The organism is Aeromonas sp. 2HA2 (genome assembly GCF_029237345.1).
Taxonomy (GTDB): domain Bacteria; phylum Pseudomonadota; class Gammaproteobacteria; order Enterobacterales; family Aeromonadaceae; genus Aeromonas; species Aeromonas salmonicida.
Window position 1 is genome coordinate 1 of record NZ_JAACGB010000018.1, and the last position, 24,236, is coordinate 24,236.

The 24,236-nt window shown below is 57.2% G+C and carries 20 protein-coding genes; 11 read left to right on the forward strand and 9 right to left on the reverse strand.

The window, feature by feature from the left end; translation table 11 throughout:
* Together GWQ29_RS18940 and GWQ29_RS18945 are read left to right on the forward strand one after the other, a co-directional pair.
* Positions 1 to 367, forward strand: a 367-nt coding sequence (locus GWQ29_RS18940; protein ID WP_275920077.1) for a hypothetical protein, incomplete at its 5' end; no start/stop codon positions are given.
* A 60-nt stretch (positions 368 to 427) separates the two neighbouring features.
* Positions 428 to 1,624, forward strand: a complete 1,197-nt coding sequence (locus tag GWQ29_RS18945; protein ID WP_125602511.1) for an NnrS family protein — start codon at positions 428 to 430, stop codon at positions 1,622 to 1,624.
* A gap of 16 nt (positions 1,625 to 1,640) precedes the next feature.
* On the opposite strand, the gene GWQ29_RS18950 is transcribed toward GWQ29_RS18945, so the two are convergent.
* Positions 1,641 to 2,210, reverse strand: a complete 570-nt coding sequence (locus tag GWQ29_RS18950) for an XRE family transcriptional regulator (protein ID WP_192896390.1) — start codon at positions 2,208 to 2,210, stop codon at positions 1,641 to 1,643.
* Positions 2,211 to 2,331: 121 nt separating this feature from the next.
* On the opposite strand from GWQ29_RS18950, the gene GWQ29_RS18955 reads away from it, so the two are divergent.
* Positions 2,332 to 3,483 carry a benzoate/H(+) symporter BenE family transporter gene (locus GWQ29_RS18955; RefSeq protein WP_125602513.1) on the forward strand — a complete coding sequence of 384 codons (1,152 nt, stop codon included), beginning with the start codon at positions 2,332 to 2,334 and terminating at the stop codon, positions 3,481 to 3,483.
* A 149-nt stretch (positions 3,484 to 3,632) separates the two neighbouring features.
* Positions 3,633 to 4,697 (forward strand): DUF3103 family protein, encoded by a 1,065-nt coding sequence (locus GWQ29_RS18960; RefSeq protein WP_021140730.1) that lies wholly within the window; start codon positions 3,633 to 3,635, stop codon positions 4,695 to 4,697.
* A gap of 67 nt (positions 4,698 to 4,764) precedes the next feature.
* Here GWQ29_RS18960 and metF read toward each other — a convergent pair whose 3' ends face one another.
* Entirely contained in the window at positions 4,765 to 5,661 is an 897-nt protein-coding gene (metF, locus tag GWQ29_RS18965) for a methylenetetrahydrofolate reductase (RefSeq protein ID WP_021140731.1), read from the reverse strand.
* Between the two features lie 329 nt (positions 5,662 to 5,990).
* Between metF and GWQ29_RS18970 the strand changes: the two genes are divergently transcribed.
* The gene (locus GWQ29_RS18970; RefSeq protein ID WP_275920078.1) at positions 5,991 to 6,791 is read left to right on the forward strand and encodes a GNAT family N-acetyltransferase; all 801 of its coding nucleotides are present in this window, start codon (positions 5,991 to 5,993) and stop codon (positions 6,789 to 6,791) included.
* Between the two features lie 65 nt (positions 6,792 to 6,856).
* Here GWQ29_RS18970 and GWQ29_RS18975 read toward each other — a convergent pair whose 3' ends face one another.
* From GWQ29_RS18975 to GWQ29_RS19000, 6 genes are all read right to left on the reverse strand, one after another.
* Positions 6,857 to 8,437, reverse strand: a complete 1,581-nt coding sequence (locus GWQ29_RS18975) for an extracellular solute-binding protein (RefSeq protein ID WP_275920079.1) — start codon at positions 8,435 to 8,437, stop codon at positions 6,857 to 6,859.
* 8 nt (positions 8,438 to 8,445) lie between these two features.
* Positions 8,446 to 10,425 carry a methyl-accepting chemotaxis protein gene (locus tag GWQ29_RS18980; RefSeq protein WP_275920080.1) on the reverse strand — a complete coding sequence of 660 codons (1,980 nt, stop codon included), beginning with the start codon at positions 10,423 to 10,425 and terminating at the stop codon, positions 8,446 to 8,448.
* A 219-nt stretch (positions 10,426 to 10,644) separates the two neighbouring features.
* Positions 10,645 to 11,256: an OmpW family outer membrane protein gene (locus tag GWQ29_RS18985; protein ID WP_021140735.1), complete on the reverse strand. Its 612-nt coding sequence runs from the start codon at positions 11,254 to 11,256 to the stop codon at positions 10,645 to 10,647.
* 454 nt (positions 11,257 to 11,710) lie between these two features.
* A complete protein-coding gene (locus GWQ29_RS18990; protein ID WP_275920081.1) occupies positions 11,711 to 13,399 on the reverse strand; it encodes a diguanylate cyclase in 1,689 nt (562 codons plus the stop codon).
* Positions 13,400 to 13,543: 144 nt separating this feature from the next.
* Positions 13,544 to 16,372 carry an excinuclease ABC subunit UvrA gene (uvrA, locus tag GWQ29_RS18995; RefSeq protein ID WP_275920082.1) on the reverse strand — a complete coding sequence of 943 codons (2,829 nt, stop codon included), beginning with the start codon at positions 16,370 to 16,372 and terminating at the stop codon, positions 13,544 to 13,546.
* Positions 16,373 to 16,467: 95 nt separating this feature from the next.
* A complete protein-coding gene (locus GWQ29_RS19000) occupies positions 16,468 to 17,130 on the reverse strand; it encodes a LuxR C-terminal-related transcriptional regulator (protein ID WP_275920083.1) in 663 nt (220 codons plus the stop codon).
* Positions 17,131 to 17,649: 519 nt separating this feature from the next.
* Between GWQ29_RS19000 and GWQ29_RS19005 the strand changes: the two genes are divergently transcribed.
* Positions 17,650 to 18,240 (forward strand): single-stranded DNA-binding protein, encoded by a 591-nt coding sequence (locus tag GWQ29_RS19005; protein ID WP_005316531.1) that lies wholly within the window; start codon positions 17,650 to 17,652, stop codon positions 18,238 to 18,240.
* Positions 18,241 to 18,408: 168 nt separating this feature from the next.
* Positions 18,409 to 19,167: a transporter substrate-binding domain-containing protein gene (locus GWQ29_RS19010; protein WP_275920084.1), complete on the forward strand. Its 759-nt coding sequence runs from the start codon at positions 18,409 to 18,411 to the stop codon at positions 19,165 to 19,167.
* Positions 19,168 to 19,242: 75 nt separating this feature from the next.
* On the opposite strand, the gene GWQ29_RS19015 is transcribed toward GWQ29_RS19010, so the two are convergent.
* Entirely contained in the window at positions 19,243 to 19,365 is a 123-nt protein-coding gene (locus tag GWQ29_RS19015) for a hypothetical protein (RefSeq protein ID WP_005316524.1), read from the reverse strand.
* 455 nt (positions 19,366 to 19,820) lie between these two features.
* On the opposite strand from GWQ29_RS19015, the gene GWQ29_RS19020 reads away from it, so the two are divergent.
* From GWQ29_RS19020 to GWQ29_RS19035, 4 genes are all read left to right on the forward strand, one after another.
* Positions 19,821 to 20,699, forward strand: a complete 879-nt coding sequence (locus GWQ29_RS19020; protein WP_034524357.1) for a cation diffusion facilitator family transporter — start codon at positions 19,821 to 19,823, stop codon at positions 20,697 to 20,699.
* 172 nt (positions 20,700 to 20,871) lie between these two features.
* Positions 20,872 to 21,156 (forward strand): DUF3811 domain-containing protein, encoded by a 285-nt coding sequence (yjbD, locus tag GWQ29_RS19025; RefSeq protein ID WP_275920085.1) that lies wholly within the window; start codon positions 20,872 to 20,874, stop codon positions 21,154 to 21,156.
* Positions 21,157 to 21,649: 493 nt separating this feature from the next.
* The gene (gene cspA, locus GWQ29_RS19030; RefSeq protein ID WP_005316548.1) at positions 21,650 to 21,862 is read left to right on the forward strand and encodes an RNA chaperone/antiterminator CspA; all 213 of its coding nucleotides are present in this window, start codon (positions 21,650 to 21,652) and stop codon (positions 21,860 to 21,862) included.
* A gap of 427 nt (positions 21,863 to 22,289) precedes the next feature.
* Positions 22,290 to 24,236: a ligand-gated channel protein gene (locus tag GWQ29_RS19035; RefSeq protein ID WP_265422327.1), complete on the forward strand. Its 1,947-nt coding sequence runs from the start codon at positions 22,290 to 22,292 to the stop codon at positions 24,234 to 24,236.

Below are 24,236 nucleotides of genomic sequence, written 5' to 3' on the forward strand. Positions count from 1 at the left end.
CGTCTTGGTCACTTCACCAGACATTGAAAATCAACAAAATTGTTTGATGTTCGATGCTGTGAGTGCCCACACAGATTGCTTGATTCAAATTGTTAAAGAGCGTCACGCTTGTCGCGTTGAGGAGGCGCATATTACGCTCCTCACTTCAAAAGTCAAGCGGTTGTTTTCGCTTTTCTTTCGGCGCCGGCTTCACAAGGAAGCTGACTCATCAGTTCGGCGTGTTCCCGTGCTGGTAGGGGCGCATTATAGGGAGCGCCGCCGGGATGACAAGGGCTTTTTCATCACAATTGTTCGTTCGCTCAGATATGCAGCAAACCTGTGCGTTTTTGCTCAAAACCCCATCAACTCAGGCTTTGACTGGATTTAAATTGAACATTTAAAAAGTCACTTTATAATTGTCTTTTCAAATGTCAATTAAGGTTTCGCCATGCATCAGATCCTGGATAGCCGCAAAGAAGAACAGATAGTTCCTCTGTTCCGCCTGGGGTTTCGGCCTTTCTTCCTGCTCGGGGCCCTCTTCTCTGTCTTGGCCATGCTGGGCTGGCTGGCACAGCTCAATGGCTGGATCCTGCTGCCAGGAGTCGGCAACCCCATCTGGTGGCATGCCCACGAGATGCTGTTTGGTTTCGGTGCGGCCATAGTGGCGGGCTTTCTGCTGACCGCCGTACAGAACTGGACGGCCCATCCCGGCGTTCGGGGCTGGCCGTTGGCACTGGTCGTGGGTCTGTGGGCCGTACCTAGGTGTTTGTTGCCCTGGCTGGGAGAAGGGAACCCGGTTCTGATGATGATGGATCTGATGTGGCTACCGCTCTGCGCCTGGTTCCTGGCCAAACCCATCATAGTGACCCGCCAATGGCGCAACCTCTTCTTTGTCCCCCTGCTCGTGGTACTGACTCTGCTCAATGGCGCTAGCTGGTTATGGCATGAGGAGTGGATCGTCATAGAGCATCTGCTGATCACGACAGTAGTGCTGTTCACGACCCTGATTGCAGTGATGGGAGGACGGGTCATCCCCTTCTTCACCGCCCGAGGTACCGGCCTGGAGAAAGCCGCCCCCCTGCCGTGGCTGGAGCGCATAGCACTCGCATCACTGTGGCTTATTTTGCTGTGCTGGCTGCTGCTCCCCACCCAATGGACCACCAGCACTTATATGGTGCCTCTATATATAGTGGCTGCAGGTTTACATCTGTGGCGACAACTGCGCTGGCGCCTGCCGACCACCCTTGCTCATCCCCTGCTGTGGTCACTGCATCTCGCCTACCTGTTTATTCCGCTCGGTCTGCTCGCTCTCGGAGCGCAGGCTGCAGGACTGACCATCACCTTGTCGACGGCCAGCCACCTGCTCAGCGCCGGCTGCATGGGCACCATGATCCTGGGGATGATAGCGCGCGTCTCCCTCGGCCATAGTGGCCGAGCCTTGCAAGTAGGCCGCCGGATAAGCTGCGCGTTCGCACTGGTCATAGCGGCAGCGGTGATCCGGGTTGTGATCCCGCTACTCTGGCCTGCCTATACCCTGCACGGCTGGAACCTGAGTGGTCTGGCCTGGGTCGGCGCCTATGGGCTGTTCGTCTGGGTTTATGCCCCCATACTGACCAGCACCAGGGCGGATGGCCGTCCGGGCTGATCATCCGGGCTTATTCTCAGGGCCTGGCCGCAGGATAGTGGATCAGGTTGTGAAAGATCGCAGGTGCAACCCCCAGATTGCGATAACCATGGGGGCGGTCGGCGGCAAAGCGCACCGCCTCCCCTTGCACCAGTGAACGCCACTCCCCTTCCACCAGCACCTCCATCAGACCACTGATGACGATGACATGCTCGGTCACACCGGGCTCATGGGGTTCGGATTCGCGCTGATACCCGGGTAGCAGCGTCAATTCAAACAATTCAAAACCAAATCGCTTCTCATAAGGAAATAAGGGAGCGACCTGCATGCCCTCTCCCGCAGGCTGCTGGCGAATGGCGTCGGCGGTACGATAGAGCACCTCTCCCTGCGCTGCCGGGGTAGGCTCGATGAAGCTGGAGAAGGAGACTCGAAAGCCGGTGGCGATCTTCCACAGGGTCGCCACAGTGGGACTGGACTCTCCCCGCTCAATCTGCCCCAGCATGGCCTTGCTTACCCCCGTCTCACGTGCCGCCACATCCAAGCTCCAGCCCAGTTCGCTGCGCAATCCCTTCAGACGTTGGGCCAGATGCTGATTCATCTCTTGCATGACTGCCTCTTTATTACTCTTGCATGAATCGCCTTGTGCGCTATAGCGCACGACGATATAGTCAGAAGACACATTGTACGTAATAACGCACAAGCCGTCACAATCCGACAAGGACGTCACTATGCCCTTCGCCCTTCCCCACCTGGTGGCTGGTTTCATCGCCGTGATGGTCGGCTACACCAGCTCCGTCATCCTGATCATTCAGGCTGCTACGGCGGCGGGGGCCGATGCCACCCAGCTTGCCTCCTGGCTATGGACGCTGGGTATCGGTATGGGAATAAGCTGCATCGGCCTCTCCTTTTATTACCGCATACCAGTACTGACCGCCTGGTCGACCCCGGGGGCCGCCCTGCTGATCACCAGCCTGGGCAACTTCACCCTGGCTGAGGCCATAGGCGCCTTCGTTATCTCTTCCCTGCTGATCACCCTGTGCGGCATCAGCGGTTGGTTCGATCGCCTGATGCGGCATATCCCGGCTCCGCTGGCCGCCGCCATGCTGGCCGGAGTCTTGCTCAGATTCGGGCTGGATCTGTTCAAGGTCGCGCCACAAGATCCCTTGCTGCTTGGCACCCTGCTGCTGGCCTTCCTGCTCGGCCGCCATCTCTGGCCCCGCTACACCATGGTGCTGGTACTGGCGATGGGAATAACCATCTGTGCCCTGCGGGGGGATCTACAACTCGACACTCTGCACTGGCAGCTCGCCAGCCCGGTCTGGACCTTGCCTAACTTCTCCTTCGATGCCCTGTTCGGCATAGCCCTGCCACTGTTCATCGTCACCATGACCTCCCAGAACATGCCCGGCATTACCATATTGCGAGCCCACGGTTATCAACCGGCCACCTCCTCCCTGATCGGCTGGACCGGACTGATCGGCCTGTTGCTGGCCCCCTTCGGCGGTTATGCCTTCAACCTGGCCGCCATTACGGCCGCCATCTGCATGGGCAAGGACGTGGATCCCGATGCCAGCCGTCGCTGGCCGGCCGCCGTCTGGGCTGGCGGCTTCTATCTGCTGACCGGTTGCTTCGGGGCAAGCGTGGCCACCCTGTTCACCGCCTTTCCTGCAACGCTGGTCACCTGCGTGGCCGGGTTGGCCCTGCTCGGCACCATAGGCAGCAGCCTGCACACGGCATTGCAACAAGACGAAGCGCGAGAAGCCGCCCTGATCACCTTCATCATCACGGCCTCCGGGATCAGCCTGCTGGGTGTCGGCGCCGCCTGCTGGGGGCTACTCATCGGTGTCATCCTGCATCAAGTCAACCAGCGGAGAAACTGACCTGACCATCTGGGGAGCCTCCCGTGAGACACAGCACATAATTCAGAAAAATTGGTTCACAGCTGAAACTAATTGCCATTAAGTGGTGCCGAGGCACTTCTTCTTCCCCGATGTGTGCCTCTGTCAGACTCATAAACTGGAGAACAATAATGAGGAATCAGGCTGTCATTTTGTTACTGGCACTGCTGGGCGCCACCACCGCCCACGCTGCCGACTCGGATCGGGAGCTGGCACGCCAGCTCGCGCTGCAGCAGAAAAACCTGCTGCCACTGCTGAGCAATCAGGAGTACCAGAGCCCGCTGCCCAACCTGCTGCAAAAAGCCAGTCCACGGCTGAAACGGCAGGCGAGCGATGCCAACCAGGCCGCCATCAGCCGGCAAGGGCTGGACGGCGAGGTCAAGCAGTTGATGCAACTGCGACTGGCCAACCCGGAGCAGGCCGCCGCACTGCAACAAGGGGTCGAACCCCTGGTTGCCTATGTGCCGAGCGGAGATGAGAAGAGCTGGAGTGCGATCGAAGCTTTCGACAGCGCCGGCAACCCCGTCTATCTGGATGTGGACAAGGCACCGGCGCGACCTGTCCTGGTGGTGGAAGCAGACCCCGTCAAGGCCAAGAACGCCGGTCTGAAGGTGATGCGCAAGGCGCTGGCCGCAGCCGATCTGCAGGCTGCCCCGCGCACCGCCGCCAGCACGGCACCGCTCAAGACCAGCATCCTGAAGAAGATAAGACTGAAGGATGATCAGGAGCCCTGGCTGCTGGGTGCGGCCGAAGTCTATGCGGTGGTCGCCGGGGTCAATCCCAGCCGGGATGAGCCCGTGGTCGACATAGTCGACATGCCCTACCTCGACTATGACAACACAGACTACACCCCCAACCAGATCCTGGTGTACTGGGATCGCTACCGCTGGGGTGCCGTCGACATCGTCATGATGGAGCAGGATGACAACGTCAACTACAAGGAGCTGAGCGCCTTGTTCATCGATGCCCTCAAGCTCGCCTTTACCGCTGGCGGCGTGCCGGAGGCGCTGCCATTCCTGGATCTCGGCGGTCGCATCGTCAAGGCGCTGCCCGACTCCTGGATGACCAACAACGATGACTATCTGGATACCTTCTACACCCTGGAGCAGGACCAGAGCTATCACCAGTATCCGGGTGCCGCCGGCAATGCGGTCATCGATCTCGAACCAAAAGAGATAGCCCCAACCCGGCCTTGACAAGCCGCTATGAAAAAAAAGCCAATGAGCAACTCATTGGCTTTTTTTGTGCCTGCGGCAACCTGTGTCAGGCCGGGTCCTTCGGCCTGACCCCCAGAGTATGGCAGATGGCGTAGGTCAGCTCTGAGCGGTTCAGGGTATAGAAGTGGAAATCCTTCACCCCCTCCTGACTCAGCACGCGCACCTGGTCGATGGCGATGCTGGCGCCCACCAGGTTGCGGGTCATCTGATCGTTGTCCAGCCCCTCGAAACGCTGATGCATCCAGCGCGGGATCTTCACGTTGGTAAAACCGGCGAACTTGGCCAGGGTCTGGTAGTTGGAGACAGGTAGTATCCCGGGCACGATTTCGGCATCGATGCCGATGGCGGCGCAGCGATCCCGAAAACGCAGGTAAGTCTCCACATCGAAGAAGAACTGGGTGATGGCGCGGTTGGCACCGGCATCAATCTTGCGCTTGAGGTTGAGCAAGTCTGACTGCGCACTTCTGGCCTCGGGATGACCTTCCGGATAGGCGGCCACCGAAATATCGAAATCAGCTTCTGACTTGAGCAGAGCCACCAGATCGGTGGCATACATGTCCGGCTTGTCGAGTCCGGGCGGCAGGTCACCGCGCAAGGCCACTATATGGCGGATGCCGCTGTTCCAGTAATCGCGGGCTATGGTACGCAGCTCGTCGCGACTGGCATCGATACAGGTCAGGTGGGGCGCCGCGATCAGGCCGGTACGCTCCTTGATGTCCTTGATCACTTTGTGAGTACGATCCCGGGTGCCTGAGTTGGCACCATAGGTCACGGAGACGAACTTGGGTTCCAGCACTTTCAGCCGTTCGATGGACTGCCAGAGGGTGTTTTCCATCCCTTCACTGTTGGGTGGAAAAAACTCGAAACTAACCCCTATGTCACCGCTTAAATCGGCCAGACTCTGGTTGAGTGCCTCAACCTGACGTGCACTGTGAAATCCCATCTGCTCTCTCCCTGCCCTGCAACCCATTCCTCTACGTCAAAACGGATGTTTGGACGTCTAAACGTCTTTCTATCTTTATGAGAAAACGGATCAAAGTCAACCCTGATTTACAGATAGGAGTGAGACTCTGCTGTTTATTTGGCAATTAACCTGAAGTAACGATTGGCACCCCATCCCAAAAGCCGTGGAGTCGCGTTATGATGAACACAGATCGTCCTGGACGTTCTGAATCTGCGTGTGATTGTTTGGCCGGAGGTTTCTCCGGCCCCTTTTTCAACCTCTTCCCTTCCCTGCCGATAACCAATTGAGCAATTCGCAGGAGCCTCGTCATGGATACCCACCCCGGTTTTGCAACAGACCTGCTGTTCGATCGCTATCAGGGCAACGTGGTAGACCATGAGCAGTTCTGGGCCGTGCGCACCCCTGATGCTCCCGATTACTATTTTGGCAACTACCTGCTGCTCCCCACTCCCCCCAGCGATCGTGACAAAGGCTGGCTCGAGGCCAGTTTTGACAAGCTGATCGGGCTGGACCCCAGAGTGCAGCATCGCACCTTTCAGTGGCCGCTGGCAGAAGGCCAGAACAGCCGCGTAGCAGGTTTCGTGGCAGCGGGATATCAATACATGGAATGCGTTGTGCTGGCGCTGGATGCCACCAACTTGCACCAGGCTGCCACTATCGACCAAACCGCAGAAGCCCGCCCTTTCTCGCCCGCAGACTGGGATGTCTGGCTGGCGTTCGAGCTCAATGAGCGAGATCCCGGTCACTCGGTGGAAAACTATCTCCCCTACCTGCAATCCCGACGTCGCCTGTATGAAGCCATGATCGCGGATGGACTCGGGAAGTGGTGGGGGATCTGGCAGGAGGAGCAGCTGGTTGCCAGCTGCGGGCTCTTCTTCACCGAGACCATGGGTCGGTTTCAACTGGTACGTACTCATCAGGAGTGGCGTAACCGGGGGCTATGCCGTCAGCTGCTGAGCCAGGTCGCGCGCCAGGGGTTGGAGCGGGCCAGGCAGCTCATCATAGTGGCCGACGAGCACTACCACGCTCAGCGGGTCTATCGTTCATTGGGCTTTACCCCTGTGGCCCGCATCGGCAGTCTCTGCCGCTGGCCCCATGAGACCCAATAGTCCGAGTAGCAGGCAGAAATGAAAACGGGAGGCTGGTGCCTCCCGTTCTTTAATGGTGTTGCCATTTACTGCTGTGGCGCTTCCAACTCTTCGGACAGTGCCTGCTCAATCTCGGCAAATGGCACCGGTGACGGGGCGGCCGCCGCAGAGGCTGGCACAGCCGGCGTGATCGATGGAATGGGCGCGGTTGGGGCATCCTCTGTCACGGCGGGTGTGGCCGAAGATGGCGAAAGAACGGCAGGCTCCTCTGTCGTGGCGGAGACAGCCGAAGGCGCAGGCTCGACCGGTACCTCGGTCGCGGGGGTAGCCGAAGGCGCCGGTGCGACCTGAGCCTCAGTGGTGGGTACCGCAGGTACGACAGTGGCGGGAACAGCCGGTGCCTCACATTGGCAATCCTGCCCCTTGGCCTTGTTGCCCTGATGGGGTGGATACCAGCCCTTCAGCCCTTGCTCCAGCCGGTCTGCCGCCGCTTGTGGTGCCATCTTGCCCAGCAGCACGGCCTGACTCACCTCGGCCAGCTCATCCCCCAGTTTGGGTTTGCCACGGGAGAGGATCTGGGTCGCCACCCGTATGGTGGAATCACACTGATCGCGCCACTCCATCATCTCCTTCGCCGCCGGATTGGTGACATCAAAGAAGTGGTTGGAGAGGGAGAAGAACCCTGGCAGCGAGTTGGTATAGAGCTCGGCAAACTGGGGAGTGGTCAGCCACTGCAAGAACGCCATGGCCGCCTCCTTGTTCTTGCTGGCGGGGTTCATGCCCATGCCGATATCGGTGTGATCGGTAAAGAAACAACCATCACCCTGTTTGGCTACTGGTGGGCGCATGACGCCAAAATCGACCTTGCCGGTGAAGGGGGCGATTTCCCACGAACCCGCCACGTAGAAGGCGGCCTTGCCGGAAGTGAACAGCTCATTGGTGGCAGCATAGTCCCGGTTCTCACCCCCCTCTCCCAGGTAGGGGCGCCAGCGAGCCAGCTCCTCAAATACCTTGACGTATTGCGGGTTGTCGAGCCGCTCCTGCCCGCCGATCAGCGCCAGACGACCATCTTCCCCTTTCCAGTAGTTGGGGCCTATGTTCTGAAAACCGAGTTCGGACGAAACCCAGCTCTCGGCACCACTCATGGCCAGCGGCACATAGCGACCGTCAGCTTTCACCTTGTCTAGCGCGGCAAAGAAACCATCGCGGGTTTGCGGCACTGTCAGGCCCAACTCACTGAAGATCTTCTTGTTGTAGAAAAAACCGTGGATCACTGACGCCATGGGCACACAGAAGGTCTGGGCACCGGAATCGGTTTGCCAGGGTGACTGGGCAAAACTCGGGAAGTTTTCCATCCCCGACATCTCGGTCAGCTCCGCCAGATGACCGGCCTTGAACAGGGCAAGGGAGTCGTCAAACGGGCGACAGGTAATGAGATCTCCTGCCTTGCCATCCTTCAGACTGGTCAACAGGGTCGGCATATAGTCGACATTCTGCACACCATTGAATTTCACCTGGATTCCCGGGTGAGCAGCCTCGAAAGCAGGAATGATCTTCTGCTCCCACAATACTTTGTCATCCGTTCGCCAGCTCTCGATCACCAGCTCACTGGCCACCAGTTGACCACATAACAGGAGACTCAGGGCCCCAATCCACTTGTTAGACATAAGCCCTCCTAGACCTTGAAATGTGCGATCAATTGCTGCTGCTTGGCGACCAGATCCGCCAGCACTTCACTGCTGCTTGCCGACTCTCTCGCCTCCCGCTCGGTCTCGTAGGCCACGTCGGCGATGCCGGCGATATGTCGAGCCACCCCCTGGCTGACCGAAATCTGCTCCTGGGCGGCATGGGCAACCTGATCCGCCATCGACTTGATGGAGGTCATCCGCTCGGCGATGGACTGCAATGCCAGGTCCATTTCACGAGTCTGTTCAACACAACTGCGGGTCTGGTCCTGACTACGGCCCATCACCTCCACCACCTGTTTGCTCGAGTTCTGCAGGTTCTCGATCATCGCCTGGATCTCTTCGGTCGAGGTCTGGGTACGGTTGGCGAGCGCTCGCACCTCATCAGCCACCACGGCAAAACCGCGACCGGCATCACCGGCACGGGCCGCTTCGATGGCCGCATTCAGGGCAAGCAGGTTGGTCTGCTCGGCAATGCTGCGGATCACATCCAAAATACTGCCGATGTTGTTGCTGAACTCTCCCAGCTTGTAGGTGATGCCGACGGCCTCTTCCATGGCACCAGCCAGTTGTTCGGTGATGCGACGTGTGGTGGCCACTTTCTGACGGCCACTTCTCGCCTCATCATCAGCCAGATCCACTTCCCGTTTTGTACCATCGGTGGAACGGGCCACCTCGGTGGCGCTCACTTCCAGCTCTGTGATGGCTGCAGCCACCTGATCGGTCTGGCTCTTCTGATCCTGCACCCGTGACATGGCCCGCTCGCTGATCTCGGCGGCGCGGCTCGCCTCTTCCACCAGGTGGCGAGAGCCGGCGTTGATCTGGGAGAGCAACTCCCCCGTCTTGCCCGCCAGGGTGTCGATGGAACGGGAGAGGCTGCCGAACTCACAACTGCTCTGATAGTTGATACGGCGGGTCATGTCACCGGCAGCCATGTAATTCAACTCTTTGTTGATCATCTGTAGCGGCCGCTGAATGCTGCGCGCCGTGGTATAGCCGATGATGAGCGCTGCCCCGGCCGAAATGGCGGCGACGATCAGGATCCAGAAGCTGGCACTGCTGACCGCATCATCCGCCGTGGTACGGCTCTGGCTGGCGATGGTCCCGGCCGACTGGCCCATCTGGTCGAGCAGGCTCAAGCTGTTGACCAGGTTGGCGTCGAGCTGCTGGTTCAACGTCTGCAGGGATGCCGCCAGTTGCTGGGCATTGCGCATGGTGGCAAGCAAGCCTTGCTGACCGAGTGCCAGCTCTTGCATGCGATCCAGGTTGGACACGAAACGCTGCTTCACATCGTCGGGAACCAGCACGCGTTCGAGACGCTTGCGGGCCATCTCTATGTCCTTGCTGAGCACCTTTTCCAGCTCATTGAGGTCGGTTTTGGCATCGGCTCGGCGAATGTTTTTCAGATCACGGGCGATCCCGGAGGTGATGAGTTCGGCCTTGTTGCGCATGGAGCGCTTGCTTGCCGTCTGTTGCAGCAGCAGATCCGCCGCACGCTGATAGGTGTCCTCCAGCCGGATAAAATCGATCTCCAGCTTGTGGCGCTGAACCAGGGCATTGACCCACTGGCTGTGCTGGGCGAGCACCTGGTCCGCCAGACCATAGAACTGCCTGGTGGCGCTATCGACCTGCTGGAAGCGGGCATTGGCCTCAGCGACCCCGGTGAACTTGCCCATCTCCTGGCTCAGCTGAGTGAAGCGGCTTTGCTGCTCTTTGAACTGGCTGGCGAGTTGTGGCAACTGACTTGCCTCCTCGCTGGTCCGATAGACCAATACCCAGCGGTTGCTGTCTTGCAGGGCGCCTTTCAGGCCCGCAACGGCAATCACCAGTGGCGTCGCTTGGTCGGATACCTGCGACAAACCGTCGTTGATACCCCTGATCTTCACCGTGCTGATCACGCCAAGCAGGATCAACAGCAGCAGCATCAACACAAATCCGGCGATGATCCGCTGCACAATAGATAAACCCATGGAGACATCCTCACTCGTGGGGGGAAGGTAACGTGAACATAGACACTATCGGCACAAGCGGCGAATTATAGAGGGTGGGCTTGGGTTATTTTATTGATCCATATAGGGTTGGATCACAATTGACTGAGGATAACGCAGACACAAAAGGGCCCGAACAGTGTCGGGCCAAAGAGACGTGCTTAGCTGTTGAGGCCCTTGACGGACCGGTTCGGCTACTTGTCAGAAGCGATAGCCGACACCAAACATGAAGGCCATGGGATCGATGGAGGTCTTGATGGTACCGACGGCAGTGTGTACATCGGTGTCGATATCCATGATCCAGGCAGAGGCGTTGACGAACCAGCGATCGTTGATCGCCATGTCCAGACCGACCTGACCGGCCATGCCCCAGGAAGAGTCTACGCTGACGTCGGTTCCTGCCAGGGCACCACGCCCTTCCTCATCAAAGAAAGTGGTGTAGTTCACACCGGCGCCTATGTAAGGACGAACCTTGCTCTTGGCATCACCGAAATAGTACTGCGCCATCAGGGTCGGTGGCAGGTGCTTGACCTTGGCAACCTCACCCAGACCAGCAGTGGAAACGGAGTGGGAGAACGGAGTGGCTGCCAACAGCTCGACACCCCAGTTATCCGTGATCAGATAAGAGAGAGTCAGACCCAGCTGCATGTTGCTGTCAATTTCCAGCTCGCCGGTACCCAGTACGTCATCACTGCTCGTTTGAGGAGAGACAAATGCCAGGCCGCCGCGCACCAGAATATCGCCAGCCTGGTGGGCCATGGCGACGGGAGAAGCAAGTGCGGCTGCGATCATCAGAGGGAGGATCTTTTTCATCACATTTTTCCTTTTAGTTTTCGTTCTATGTTGCAAGCCTGAAGACTATAAAAGGATGTGAATGCGGGGTTATTGATTTAGCTCAAAAGTTACCAAGAAATAGATAGATGTGTACAGCAGCTTCCAGATTGCCTGAAGCTCCGACAAAATAAATTAAATACCATTAATAACAATAGGTTAGTTTAAATAACTTCAGATTAAACCCCATTAAATAACCATTCAAATATATCTTATGGTGGATTTAAGCAGCGGCTTGTGACTACCTAGTCTTCATGGCAGTGTATTTTTGTATCAAATGTGACTCGGCTGTGAGCGGAATATTCATAACAGACAGACCAAAGGGAAACACAATAGTCTCCGCGTAACCATCATATGAGATCCCCCTTTTTCCAGCTGATGTGGCAGGTATTTATCCCCTGCATCCTACTGTCTGTACATACCTGTCAATACAGGCTCATCCAGCGGGCTGATGGAGATGGGATGCCTGACACAAGAGGAACTCTCCCTCCACTATCTGCTCCGGGCTCAATGCCCACTGCTCCCGGGCCAGTTCACCGCTATATCCCCGCCAGCGATCCCGTCCCTCCTGCTTGGCCCTGTACAGCGCCATGTCCGCCAGCTTGAAGCTGAGATTCCAGAACGAATCTTTCAGCTCGGGGTGCAGGGGGTAACTGCAATACCCTAGTGATGCCGTCATCCGGAGGGGCACCTCTTCCCGACCGAACCGATATTCGGCAATCTTGCGGCGCAAGCGCTCAATCCGATCGGCCACCCGCTCCGCCTCCTCACAGGTCAACAACAGCAGGAATTCCTCCCCGCCCAGCCGGATCAGCGGCTCCTCCTCGCCGAGAGCATTGCGCATCAATGCGGCCAGCTGGCACAACACCAGATCTCCCATGTCGTGGCCAAAGCGATCATTGACCTGCTTGAAGTAGTCCAGGTCCAGGATCACCAGCACCCTGGCAGCGGTGACGTTATCCCGGGTCAGCAACCACTCGTCGAGGTAGCGCCGATTGGAGGCATGTGTGAGCGGATCCGTATAGGCGGCGACCTCCATCCTGGAAGAGTGCGCCTGCAAGGCACTGTGGTGCAGACTGATCTTGGCCGCCATCTCCCTGAACTTGCGGCTGAGCAGGGCCATCTCCTGGCTGCTGTCGATAAGCGGCAGCAGGCTCACATCCTGCTTGTCGCCAAATTTCTGCAACGCCTTCACCATCTCGCTGACCGGCCCCAACACTATGGCTCTCAAGCGGGCCAGGGCCATCAGAACGCAGGCGATGCTGATCAACAACATGCCAAAGAAGGTCCAGATAGCCCCCTCCATCGCCCCCTGCAACACATCACGATCGTCTTCCACTATCAGGGTCAACACGGGGTCGCCATTGCTGTCGAGCAGCAGCCCCTCTCCCCTGATCCGCTGCAGTCCCAGATCAACCAGGCGATAGCTCATCTGTGGCTTGAGTGGCTTGAAGGAGAGGAAGTTATCGGAAGGCTTTGGCTGGGAGAGGGTCAAAGAGAGGGCTGTGCGCTCAGCCAGATCATGCAGATAGCGAGCATCCAGCCAGCGAGTCACCAGCAGATAGCCATTGGGTGTGGCGTTTCCCAAGGTGTTGGTCACCGGCTGGAGCGAGTAGATGAGGGGGCCCCACTGGGATCCCCTCACACCGCTCAGGCTGCGAATCCCCTCCTGACGGGATTCACGCAGCAACTGCAGCTTGAGATCATCCAGGAAGAAGGGAAGCAGGGTCGTGTCCGTGCCTGGCGTCTCGGGCAGCAGGGTGCGGGTCCAGATCTCGGCCCCCTGCAAATCCATATAGCTCAATACGTTGAGTTCGAAATCCCGCATCGGGGTATCGACCAGCAAATTGGAACGAATATAGGCCTGATTGGGGTGAGCCAGAAAGCGATAGCTCTCATCCCAGATGCCCCAATCCCGGGTGAAGGCATTGATGGCACTGATATCACCCTGCACCGCCTTGATCACCCGCTGCAGGTGCTCCTTCATTCGCCGCTCTTCGACCCGCTGCGCCGCCGGTACTTGTGCCAGGGCAATCACGATGAGCAGCATCAGGATGGCTCCGGCCCAGACGGGAAACATGGAGTAGGCCAGCAAATGATCGATGGAGCGAGAAGGTTGAGCCATGAACGCCAATATCCTTTGGACGGCAAACGAGGGAGCGAAAACTGTCTTGTACCAAGTATGGAGTATCCACCTCCTGGGGCGACAACTGAATCACTTCCATAAAAAACAAGGGGCCCAGGGCCCCTTGTTTCATGACTGCTGTGATTATTTTACCAACAGCGGCGCCAAAAAGCGCGCCGTATGAGAATCCTCACAACGGCTGATCTGCTCCGGCGTGCCCGTCACCAGAATGCGACCGCCGCCAGCCCCCCCCTCGGGTCCCAGATCGACGATCCAGTCGGCGGTTTTGATGACGTCCAGATTGTGCTCGATGATAACGATGGTATTGCCGCGATCCCGCAGTTGATGCAATACCTTGAGCAGCTGCTGGATATCGTGGAAGTGCAGCCCTGTGGTCGGTTCATCCAGGATATAGAGGGTCTGGCCGGTGTCACGCTTGGAGAGCTCGCGCGCCAGCTTGACCCGCTGCGCCTCGCCGCCAGAGAGCGTCGTCGCTGACTGACCAAGGCGAATGTAAGAGAGACCCACATCCATCAAGGTTTGCAGTTTGCGCGCCACTGCCGGTACCGGATCGAAGAAGGCACGCGCGTCCTCCACCGTCATGTCCAGTATTTCGTGGATGTTCTTGCCCTTGTACTTCACCTCCAGGGTCTCGCGATTGTAACGCTTGCCCTTGCAGACATCGCATGGCACGTAAACGTCCGGCAGGAAGTGCATTTCCACCTTGATGACCCCATCCCCCTGACAGGCTTCGCAGCGACCGCCCTTGACGTTGAAGGAGAAGCGACCCGGCAGATAGCCACGGGAGCGCGCCTCCTGCGTGCCGGAAAGCAGCTCGCGGATCGGGGTGAACAGGCCGGTATAGGTGGCCGGGTTGGAGCGCGGGGTACGACCGATGGGGCTCTGGTCGATATCCACCACCTTGTCCAGGTGCTCCAGTCCCTCAACGCTGCGATAGGGCGCCGGGGTCGACTCGGTCGCCTTGTTGAGCTCGCGGTGGGCAATGCGGAACAGGGTGTCGTTGATCAGGGTCGACTTGCCGGAGCCAGAAACACCGGTGACACAGGTCATCACCCCGAGAGGCAGGTCCAGATTGACGTTGCGCAGGTTGTTGCCGCTCGCCCCTTTGAGTTTCAACCACTTGCCGGTGAGCGCCGTACGCTCGGCAGGAATGGCAATCCGCTTGCGGCCAGAGAGATAGTCACCGGTCAGCGAATCCGGGTTGTCGATGATCTGCTGGGGTGTCCCCTGGGCCACGATATTACCGCCGTGCACCCCGGCCCCGGGGCCTATGTCGAGCACGTGGTCAGCCAAGCGAATGGCATCCTCGTCGTGCTCCACCACGATGACGGTGTTGCCCAGATCGCGCAGATGGATGAGGGTCGTGAGCAGCCGCTCGTTGTCACGCTGGTGCAGGCCGATGGAAGGTTCATCCAGCACATACATGACCCCCACCAGGCCGGCGCCGATCTGGCTCGCCAGCCGGATGCGCTGGGCTTCCCCGCCGGAGAGGGTCTCTGCACTGCGTGAGAGACTCAAATAGTTGAGGCCGACGTTAACCAGGAAGCCGAGCCGTTCGACGATCTCTTTCAGGATCTTCTCGGCAATCTGGGCGCGCTGGCCGGTCAGGCTCAGTCCCTTGAAGAAGGCCAGCGCATCCCCGATAGACTGTTCGGCGATGGCGGACAGGTTGCGGTTGTCCACGAATACGTGACGCGCCTCTTCTCGCAGCCGACTGCCGCCGCAACTGGTACAGGATTTGTTGGCGATGTACTTGGAAAGCTCTTCCCGTACCGAGTTGGACTCGGTTTCACGGTAGCGCCGCTCCATGTTGTGCAGGATCCCCTCGAACGGATGTTTGCGCACCACCACATCACCGCGATCGTTCATGTAACGGAACTCGACCTCGGTACGGCCCGAGCCACGCAGGATCACCTCCTGGGTTTTGAGGGGCAGATCTTCCCACGCCGCCTCCAGATCGAACTTGTAGTGATCGGAGAGGGATTTGAGCATCTGGAAGTAATAGAAACTGCGCTTGTCCCAGCCACGAATGGCGCCGTTGGCCAGACTGATGGAAGGATCATGGATCACCTTGGCCGGATCGAAGTATTGCTGTACCCCGAGCCCATCACAGGTGGGGCAGGCACCGGCAGGATTGTTGAATGAGAAGATGCGCGGCTCCAGCTCCGACATGGAGTAGCCACACTCGGGGCAGGCGAAGTTGGCAGAGAAGGTCATGGGCCCAACCCCCTCCTCCCCATCCATGGGCACCACCTGCACGATACCGCCTGAAAGAGTCAATGCCGTCTCGAACGATTCGGCCAGCCGCAACGCCAGGTCATCGCGTACCTTGAAGCGGTCCACCACCACTTCTATGGTGTGCTTCTTGTGCAGCTCCAGGGTGGGTGGATCCGAGAGATCGCACACCTCGCCATCGATACGGGCCCGGATATAGCCCTGGGCCGCCAGATTCTCCAGCAACTTGATGTGCTCACCCTTGCGATCCCGCACCACGGGGGCCAGCAGCATCAGTTTGCTGCCCTCCGGCTGGGTCAGCACCTGATCCACCATCTGGCTGATGGTCTGGGCGGCGAGCGGGATGGCGTGAGTCGGGCAACGGGGCTCACCTACCCGCGCAAACAACAGACGCAGGTAGTCATAAATTTCGGTGATGGTGCCGACGGTCGAGCGCGGGTTGTGGGAGGTGGATTTCTGCTCGATGGAGATGGCAGGGGAGAGCCCCTCTATATGATCCACATCCGGTTTCTCCATCAGGGAGAGAAACTGGCGGGCATAGGCAGATAACGACTCCACATAGCGACGCTGCCCTTCGGCATAAAGGGTATCGAACGCCAGGGAAGACTTGCCTGAACCGGAGAGGCCGGTAACCACGATCAGCTTGTCGCGGGGCAGGGTCAGATTGATGTTCTTGAGGTTATGGGTGCGAGCACCCCGGACCACTATCTTTTCCATCTTGTTGCACGCTCGATACACAAATCAGAGCGAATCAGTATGGCATAGAGACTACTGGATGAATAGACAGGTTTTATCCATCATGCCCATCGATTTCAGAGATATTCTTTCGCCCAGCTAACCGCCTGCAACCGGTTCTTGACGTTCAATTTCTTGAAGACGTTATAGAGGTGGGACTTGATGGTGTGCTCGCTCACAAACAGGCTGTCGGCAATCTCGGTATTGGAGGCACCCGTCATCAGGTAGCGGATGATCTCCTGCTCGCGCGCAGTCAGCAGCGTCTGGTTGCGCAGGTGATGTTCTCCCCCCTTGCGGTAGTAGTTGACCAGATCGCACAGCAAATGGCGCGGGATCCAGTACTCCCCCTGCAACACCTTGCGAATGCCGAGCACCAGCCGATCCAGCGGATCCTGGCGGAAGAAGAGTCCGCTGGTGTGAGGCCACATCAGCAGCAACTCGCGATCCGTGCTGGTCGGGGCATTGAGCAATATCGTATTGGCTTCCCCGAAGCGACTGGAGATCTCCCTCGGCCACCCCCCCTGCTGGCTCGACTTGAGGTAATCCAGATCGACCAGAAATAATGGATGTGACTCTCGCCCATCCTGTTCCGGCAGCGCCTCCAGGGTGCTTACCAGCAGGATGGGGAGTGTCAGCTGCTCAGTCAGATAGCTCTGAAAACTGGTCGCCTGCACATTATTTTCAGTCACCAGTACGACTATGGTGTATGGGGTGGTCATGAAGAGCACGTCCTTGAACATTCAGGCCATGGTTTTTTTGGCAGCAGAGAGTACCAAGCCCCCCAAACGCTGCAGCATTAAAAAAGCATTAGACGCCAGTGTGCCTCTTTTGAAACTCACCAATTTCCCAAGCAATACAAATGACTAGCCACCCCCCCCCATTTGGGGGGAATACTGGCACTGTGCCCGGCAAAGAGTGTCACAGTGCAGTCGGAACCCGTTTTGCTACGTTTGCTCAGGCCATCCAGCCCTGCTCGCTTGCTGGTCATGGTCGGCCTCGTGTAAGTTAATCCTTCGGTTCATGCTCCGGGTGGAGGATGACAGGGCAGGAAGATGTGCGCTCGTTCACGCCAACTGTTATTATTGCGGCCAAAATCTGAAAGCGGAACATTGGCCAGCTGGCCGACTGAACCGGGTTCAGTCATCGCATGATGTGTCAGTGTCGCCAAGCGATGCTGCCTATCTCGCAGAAAACAAACGATATGTTGAATTGGTCCGGGCATATGGCCTGGCCGGTATATAAAGGGTGGAAGAGAGATTATGGCCAGTCGAGGCATCAATAAAGTCATTCTGATCGGTAACCTGGGACAAGACCCGGAAGTACGCTACATGCCGAGTGGCGGTGCCGTGACCAATATCACCCTGGCCACCTCTGAAACCTGGCGCGACAAGCAGACCGGTGAGCAGAAAGAGCGTACAGAATGGCACCGTGTGGTGTTCATGGGCAAGCTGGCCGAAGTGGCTGGCGAGTACCTGAAGAAGGGCTCCCAGGTCTATGTCGAAGGGAAACTGCAGACTCGCAAATGGCAGGATCAAGGTGGCCAAGAGCGTTATACCACTGAAGTGCTGGTAGACAGCTTCAGTGGCGTGATGCAGATGCTGGGTGGTCGCCCGCAAGGTGGCGCTGGCCAAAACATGGGTGGCCAACCTCAAGCGCAAGGCAACTGGGGTCAACCGCAACAAGGCATGCCAGCCCAGCAGCCGGTAAACCAGGCTCGTCCTGCCGCCGCACCGCAGCAGAACATGCAGCAGCCACAAGGCGGTTATGGTCGTCCGGCCCAGCAGCCCCAGTCAGCACCGCCGGTCTACAACGAGCCGCCGATGGACTTCGACGACGATATCCCTTTTTAATCGGCAATGAATCCCGAGAGGCCCTGTTCATGCAGGGCCTTTTTTTACCTGTTATTGACGCAGGCACGGCATGCGGTGCTGTTCCTGTGTGAATGTGGCCGTTATTTCCACGTGTCACAGGCCGTCTTGGGATTATGCTCAGGACGACTCGTTTGCCAGAGAGAACTCATGGTGTTTCTGCATCGCACGCTACTGCTCACCATTTGTCTGACCGCCGCCATGGTGGCCCCCCGGCTATTTGCCGCCGAACTGCTGCGGGTGGGCGTCAGCTTCGCCATCCCCCCCTATGTGATCGAGGAAGAGGGACGCGGGATCGAGCTCGACCTGTTTAAAGAGGCCTTTCGCGACAGTGGCTATGAGCCCCGCTTTGAATATCTGCCACTGGAACGCACTTTCCGGATGCTGGAGTCCGGCAAGCTTGACGCCATCATCAACGTCAAGCCCGGCATGCTGAACAATGTCTTCCTGTCACAGCCCGTAATTGCCTTCCATAACCGGGTGTTCACCCTCGGCAAGACTCATATCAGCACACTGGACGATATGAAAACCCTGAGAGTCAGCGCCTTTCAGCGGGCTCGCCAGATACTGGGAGGTGCCTTTGCCAGCATGGCGGATCAAAATCCCCGCTATGAGGAGGTCGCCAAACAACAGGGGCAGGTTCACAGACTGATGCTGGGGCGGGTGGATGCAGTGATCCTGGAGCAGCGGGTGTTTTACTACTATCTGACAGAGCTGGCCGACAGCAAATATGGCGCGGAGCTCTATGCTAGTGGCCGGGTCAGGCAATATGACCTGTTTGCGCCAACCCATTACCATTTCGCCTTTCGTCAGGTGGAGCTGCAACGCAGGTTCGATCGCCAACTGGATGCCATGCGAGCCGACGGACGCTATAGGAAGATCTTCGAGGCCTACGGCGCCACACCATAAGGCGAAAACATAAAAGCCAGCCTGTGAAAGGCTGGCTTGATACTGGCTCCAGAGGAACTACAGCGTGGAGGAGCGTTACTTTATAGCGCTGCCATTTTTCAGGTCTGCTTTCTGACGTTTGGCGTCGCGCTTCTCTTTCAGTGACATCTGCGGTTTTTTCTTGGCATCTTTGCCGTTGTGATGTTCTTTGTTACTCATCATCAAACTCCAAAAATGTTACCCAGACAGTTGGAACCCAGGTTCCAGCATGCCATCCGAATCGTAGACTTCAGTAGTACGCTTTCAGTGACGACCGATTGATCGCACTCACTCCAGCATACCCCCAATGTTGCGCAAGAATCCACCCTCATCAGCCAGGGTTCGTCCTGAGTCATGCCTCCATCTCGGCCACGATCGGATACCCGATGGCATGAAAGGCCAAAAAACCTGAGTATGCCTGATAACGTTCGCCTCCCCTGACATATTCACTCACGAATCGAAATAAATCACCAAATCAAAAATAACTATTCTTTAAATAAGACAAGATAATTTAGATAAGCATTCTCACTACCGTCAGAAACAAAATATTACAACCTGAATAGGCGGTTTTATTTTCAAGCTGATATTATCCCGACTTATTTTTATAATTATGTTTCCGAGAATAAGGACATCCCATGACCAGAAAAACGAGGGCGGCGCTGGTCTCCGTCTGCTCAAACATCACACTGATTATCATGAAGATATTCGCTGGCATTTTGAGTGGCTCCGTCAGTATTATTTCGGAGGCCATTCATTCGGCAATGGATCTGGTGGCGGCTCTCATCGCCCTGTTTGCAGTACGCAGGTCAGATATTCCCCCCGATCAACGCCATCCTTATGGACATGACAAAATAGAAAACGTCTCCGGCGTGATCGAAGCTTTGCTGATCCTGCTGGCCGCCGGCTGGATCATCTTCGAAGCTATCGGCAAGTTGATCACACCAACGCCGATCGAAAGCGTGGGTTTTGGCGTACTGGTCATGCTGATCTCGGCGCTGGTCAACAGCGGCGTCTCCACCTATCTGTATCGGGTGGCGAAAGAGGAAGAATCCGTTGCCCTGGCAGCGGATGCCCTGCACCTCAAGGCAGACGTGTTGACCTCCCTCGGGGTGGCTGTCGGTCTGTCAGGCATCTGGCTCGCCGCCGGGCTGGGTTACAACCTCTATCTGCTCGACCCCATAGTCGCCATCTGCGTGGCGCTCTTCATTCTCAGAGAAGCAATATCCATGCTTGACCAGGCTTTTCAACCACTGCTGGACCACAGCATGAACGAAGAGGAGCTGGCCATGACGACCCGAGTGATCGAACAGTGCTGCCCGGAACATGGGGGCTTTCACGCCCTGCGCAGTCGCCAGGCCGGACGCCGTCGCCACATCGATTTCCATCTGACCTTGCCCAAGGAGATGAGCATCGAACACTCCCACGCCATCTGCGATCGGATAGAAGAAGGCATAATGCGTCACATACCTCATGCCATAGTGCTGATCCATGTCGAACCAAGCGGCCACAGCTGAGAGCTGTACCAGGCAAACCGGGACATACGAGAAATCTGCAGTGAACTGGCAGATAAATGACGGAGAAAAGTGCGGAACCGGCTCTTTTATGCCAGCAGAGCGGATTGCATAAGAAATAGTCGGTGAAAATGTGTTAATGTATTCCACCCCCCAGCCGCCCCAGGAGCGCGCCGTGAAAAAGTTGGAAATGAAAGACCTCACCGAAGCCGAAAAGGCCGAGATAACCCTGTTGCTCCAAAAAGCCCAGGCCAATGCTGATCATCAGCTGACCAACGCAGAACGTAACAGGGTCCGTGAGGAAGGCCGGCTTAAAATCGTGGCAGATCGTGCAGAGGCGGCCAAGGTGGCTTCCAAACTGGCTCGGGAAAAGGCCAAAGAACGGGCCAGAAATCAGGTACTGCCAGAAACCTTCAGCTGGATCGACTCCGTCAGCAACAAGTTTCGCAGCAAGCGCTGAGTTAGCGCTGTGTTGATGAGCGCCCACCCACACCAGACCGGTGTGGGTGGGCGTTTGCCATTCAGGCCCTGCGGCAACCAAGGAAGAGCACTGCTATACCACCCTTGATCAGGAACGCCTCTACGCCAGTCAGAAAGCAGTCACAAAAAAGCTCGGCGCCAATCATAGCAAGGGCCAGCGCTCAATCTCGCCAGTGAACGCCGTGGCTCATGTGACAATATGAAGTTGATAGCACGTCGATAACCAGAAATTAATATTGAGATAAAGTTTGCTTTAACGAAGAGAGCATGTTTTAATCTCTCTCGATGGTTCGGTAGTTCAGACCTGTTTATGTTAGGCAGTCATTTTAGTAAAGCAGTGATTAGTATAAGAGTTATCTATGATAGTTCTTATTAAATAATTCTCCTTCTTTAGTGCTCCCCATACGTATTGCTGACGAAAAATCATAGATTGCCAAATTTTGGCACTTAAAACACTATTTTAGGAAATTATTATGTCTAACAAAATGACTGGTACCGTTAAATTCTTCAACGCCGAGAAAGGTTTTGGTTTCATCTCCCCGGCTGACGGCAGCAAAGACGTGTTCGTACACTTCTCTGCAATCCAGTCCACCAGCTTCAAAACTCTGGACGAAGGTCAGCGCGTTGAGTTCACCATCGAGCAAGGCCAGAAAGGCCCGGCTGCTGCCAACGTAGTTGGTCTGTAATTCAAGCAAGGAAGCCTTCACGCTAGCTAACGCCTGCTGAGAAGACCTTCTGCAAGAATTAAAAAAACCCGCCTAGGCGGGTTTTTTGTTGTCTGAAATTCAGTGTTTACCCCGTTTACCCTCTCTCTCAGCCCTTTCATCTCTCCCTCGACTCTGTTCATCTTGCTGCTTTATGTCACCCAGGTACTCCCCGCTCTGTCTGCCCCTCCTGCTGGCCCTATGACAGCTCAATAAACTTAATGAGATTAATTATCATTTACACATCTTTCACTGATCATTACAATGCCAGCCGACAAACGGGAAGATTATTCAATTGAACCTTCCCGGTCCTGATTTCACGCGGGATGCAGTGAAGTCACACCATCGAGTTCACCCAAAGGATGAATGTCACTTTCTCATTAAAAGAGTTCAGGCCAACATGATAAAAATGCACCGCAACAAGCTGACCACGCTCATTCTCGCCGCCCTCGCCTCCCACGCCTATGCCACCGAACAGGAAGTCATGGTTGTGACGGCTTCCGGCTTCCAGCAGAAGATCGAAGATACCGCCGCCTCCATCTCGGTAGTGACCCGTGAGCAATTGGAAAAACGCGCCTACCGCGACGTGACCGATGCACTGAAAGATGTGCCGGGCGTGGTGATCACCGGGGGTGGCAGCAGCAGTGACATCAGCATTCGTGGCATGGGCTCCAAATACACGCTGATGCTGGTGGATGGCAAGCGTGTCGACAGTCGTGGCACTCGTCCCAACAGCGATGGCCCAGGCATAGAGCAGGGCTGGTTGCCACCGCTGCAAGCCATAGAGCGTATCGAGGTAGTGCGTGGCCCCATGTCCTCCCGTTACGGATCCGATGCCATGGGCGGCGTCATCAACGTCATCACCCGCAAGACCGCCAGCATGACGGCGTGGCAGGGGTCGCTGCATGCTGACTCCACCTTCCAGGAGAACAAAGACTCAGGCAACATCTTCCAGACCAACGCCTACACGGCCGGCGCTCTGGTAGACGGGCTGCTGGGGGTGCGTCTGAACGGCCAGCTTTCCCATCGCGGTGAGGATCAGTTCCAGAATGGCTTCGCCGAACAGGAGATGCGCAGCGGCACTGCCGTGTTCAGCCTGACCCCTGACGAGCACAATCGCTTCGACTTCGAGGCCAGCCGCGGTCTGCAGGATCGTGATCGCACGCCGGGTGAGTCCATCCCGGCCAAGTCCAAGCCCAGCCTGAGCACTTACGAGCGCACCAACTACGCCATCACCCACGACGGCCGCTACGACTTTGGCTCCTCCACCAGCTATCTGCAGCGGGAAGAGAACACCAATCCCGGCCGCCAGATGAAGCTCATCAACACCATAGCCGACACCCACACCCAGTTTGAGCTTGGGGATCACTACCTGAGCGTGGGTGGCCAGTACCGCTACGAGGATCTGCAGGATCAGGGCAACCAGCTCAACGTGGTCAACCGCGCCAACCAGTTGACCCGCTGGAGCTGGGCCATGTTCGTGGAGGACGAGTGGGCACTGACCGACAGCTTCGCCCTGACCGGTGGCGTACGCATGGACAGGGATCAGAACTACGGCACTCACTGGAGCCCGCGTCTGTACGGGGTCTGGCATCCGGCCGAGTCATGGACGCTGAAAGGGGGCGTCTCCACCGGCTATCGTTCACCGGATCTGCGCATGTCGGCCGCCAACTGGGGCCAGGCCACGGGTGGGGGCACTCAGGATGGGATGCTGGTGGGCAGCCCGGCACTCAAACCTGAAACCAGCGTGAGCCAGGAAATCGCACTGCTGTGGGATGGTCAGGAGGGGTTGAGCACTGGGCTGACGCTGTTCAACACTGACTTCGAGGACAAGATCTCCGAGATCCGCCGTTGCACCAGCAAGAGCGATCCCTCATGCACCCTGAACGGTCATACCTATGACTTCATCAGCGACCGCATCAACGTCGACAAGGCGAATATGCGCGGGGTGGAAGGCACGGCCAACTGGGCCATCAACGAAGACTGGTCGCTCGCCTCCAGCTACACCTTCACCCAGTCCGAGCAGAAGAGCGGCTCGATGGAAGGCAAGCCCCTGAACCAGATGCCGCGCCACATGTTCAACACAACGGTCGACTGGCAGACCACAGAAGAGGTCAGCCTCTGGTCACGGGTCAACTTCCGCAGCAAGACCTCTGACTACCTGAGCCGGGTCAAGATGGCAGAGGGCACGCCTTCCTACACCTTCTTTGACACAGGTCTGGTCTACAAGGCCAACAAGAACCTGGACGTGACTGCCGGTATCTACAACCTGTTCGACAAGACGGTGGATTACACCAGCTTCGGTACAGTGCTGGACGGGCGCCGCTACACACTGGGAATGACCTACAACTTCTGA

What these genes read in the sequence shown, in the direction of transcription:
- GWQ29_RS18975 (WP_275920079.1), bottom strand. Translation starts at nt 8,437, where the DNA reads ATGTCTAACAAGTGGATTGGGGCCCTGAGTCTCCTGTTATGTGGTCAA.
- GWQ29_RS18990 (WP_275920081.1), bottom strand. Translation starts at nt 13,399, where the DNA reads ATGGCTCAACCTTCTCGCTCCATCGATCATTTGCTGGCCTACTCCATG.
- uvrA (WP_275920082.1), bottom strand. Translation starts at nt 16,372, where the DNA reads ATGGAAAAGATAGTGGTCCGGGGTGCTCGCACCCATAACCTCAAGAAC.
- GWQ29_RS19020 (WP_034524357.1), top strand. Translation starts at nt 19,821, where the DNA reads ATGACCAGAAAAACGAGGGCGGCGCTGGTCTCCGTCTGCTCAAACATC.
- GWQ29_RS18980 (WP_275920080.1), bottom strand. Translation starts at nt 10,425, where the DNA reads ATGGGTTTATCTATTGTGCAGCGGATCATCGCCGGATTTGTGTTGATG.
- GWQ29_RS18985 (WP_021140735.1), bottom strand. Translation starts at nt 11,256, where the DNA reads ATGAAAAAGATCCTCCCTCTGATGATCGCAGCCGCACTTGCTTCTCCC.
- GWQ29_RS19035 (WP_265422327.1), top strand. Translation starts at nt 22,290, where the DNA reads ATGCACCGCAACAAGCTGACCACGCTCATTCTCGCCGCCCTCGCCTCC.
- GWQ29_RS19015 (WP_005316524.1), bottom strand. Translation starts at nt 19,365, where the DNA reads ATGAGTAACAAAGAACATCACAACGGCAAAGATGCCAAGAAAAAACCG.
- GWQ29_RS18960 (WP_021140730.1), top strand. Translation starts at nt 3,633, where the DNA reads ATGAGGAATCAGGCTGTCATTTTGTTACTGGCACTGCTGGGCGCCACC.
- metF (WP_021140731.1), bottom strand. Translation starts at nt 5,661, where the DNA reads ATGGGATTTCACAGTGCACGTCAGGTTGAGGCACTCAACCAGAGTCTG.
- cspA (WP_005316548.1), top strand. Translation starts at nt 21,650, where the DNA reads ATGTCTAACAAAATGACTGGTACCGTTAAATTCTTCAACGCCGAGAAA.
- GWQ29_RS19000 (WP_275920083.1), bottom strand. Translation starts at nt 17,130, where the DNA reads ATGTTCAAGGACGTGCTCTTCATGACCACCCCATACACCATAGTCGTA.
- GWQ29_RS19010 (WP_275920084.1), top strand. Translation starts at nt 18,409, where the DNA reads ATGGTGTTTCTGCATCGCACGCTACTGCTCACCATTTGTCTGACCGCC.
- GWQ29_RS18970 (WP_275920078.1), top strand. Translation starts at nt 5,991, where the DNA reads ATGGATACCCACCCCGGTTTTGCAACAGACCTGCTGTTCGATCGCTAT.
- GWQ29_RS18955 (WP_125602513.1), top strand. Translation starts at nt 2,332, where the DNA reads ATGCCCTTCGCCCTTCCCCACCTGGTGGCTGGTTTCATCGCCGTGATG.
- GWQ29_RS19005 (WP_005316531.1), top strand. Translation starts at nt 17,650, where the DNA reads ATGGCCAGTCGAGGCATCAATAAAGTCATTCTGATCGGTAACCTGGGA.
- GWQ29_RS18950 (WP_192896390.1), bottom strand. Translation starts at nt 2,210, where the DNA reads ATGCAAGAGATGAATCAGCATCTGGCCCAACGTCTGAAGGGATTGCGC.
- GWQ29_RS18945 (WP_125602511.1), top strand. Translation starts at nt 428, where the DNA reads ATGCATCAGATCCTGGATAGCCGCAAAGAAGAACAGATAGTTCCTCTG.